Source organism: Affinirhizobium helianthi, assembly GCF_042680945.1.
Classification (GTDB): domain Bacteria; phylum Pseudomonadota; class Alphaproteobacteria; order Rhizobiales; family Rhizobiaceae; genus Neorhizobium; species Neorhizobium helianthi.
Genome location: NZ_JBHUEQ010000044.1, coordinates 1 through 1,064 on the forward strand (window position 1 = coordinate 1; position 1,064 = coordinate 1,064).

Below are 1,064 nucleotides of genomic sequence, written 5' to 3' on the forward strand. Positions count from 1 at the left end.
GGCGTTATGCCGCCGATGCCCATGTTGGGCCGTTCGTTGTTATACGTCCAGAGCCATTGTGTGGCGAATTCCTGTGCCTCCTCGATGCTTACGATGATGTATTGGTCAAGCCACTCATGCCGGACGGTGCGGTTGTAGCGTTCGACATAAGCATTCTGTTGTGGCTTGCCGGGCTGGATATGGCTCAGGGCGATGCCCTGGTTCGCAGCCCATTCCATCAGTTTGCCACTGACATATTCCGGCCCATTATCAACACGAATTGCGAACGGCTTGCCGCGCCATTCGATGATCTGGTTGAGGCTGCGGATAACGCGTTCAGCAGGCAGCGAGAAGTCTACCTCAATGCCCAACCCTTCGCGGTTGAAGTCGTCCAGGACGTTCAGCAGCCGGAATTGCCTTCCATCCTCCAGCCGATCAGCCATGAAATCCATGGACCAGACCATGTTCGGCGCCTCCGGTACGGTTAGAGCATCGGGTTTGTCCCGCTTCAACCGCTTGCGTGGCTTGATCCTGAGATTCAATTCGAGCTCACGATAGATGCGGTAAACGCGTTTATGGTTCCAGTGATGCCCCCGGACATTGCGCAGATAAAGGAAGCAAAGGCCGAAGCCCCAGGTCTTCTTCGCCCGCGTTAGTCCGATCAGGAGATCGGCGATCTGCTCGTTGTCGTCGTTCAGCTTGGCACTGTAACGATAACAGGTCTCGCTGACCTCGAAGGTGCGGCAGGCCAGCGCAATGCTGACCCCGCGCAACGCCACTGCTTTTGCAGCCATCTCTCGGCGTTGAGATGGCTGCATCATTTTTTTCCAAGAGCCTCCTTCAGAAGCTCGGCCTGCATGCTGATCTCGGCATACATCTTCTTCAGTCGACGGTTCTCGTCTTCCAAGGCCTTCATCTGGCTGATCATCGAGGCATCCATGCCACCGTATTTGGATCGCCATTTGTAAAATGACGCCGTGCTCATCCCATGTTCCCGGCATAGCTCGGGCACAGGAACGCCGCCTTCCGCCTGGCGAAGGATGGCTAGGATTTGGGGTTCGCTAAATCTGCTCGTCTTCATCAAA

At 55.7% G+C, this 1,064-nt stretch carries 1 protein-coding gene; it reads right to left on the reverse strand.

Annotation, left to right across the window (positions count from 1 at the left end; all coding sequences use genetic code 11):
* A protein-coding gene (locus tag ACFSE1_RS19385; protein WP_377405305.1) for an IS3 family transposase occupies positions 1-1,060 on the reverse strand; the annotation gives its coding sequence in 2 pieces (ribosomal slippage) (positions 1-805 and positions 805-1,060; 1,061 coding nt annotated over the 2 pieces). This gene is flagged as partial in the annotation.
* Positions 1,061-1,064: the final 4 nt, after the last annotated feature.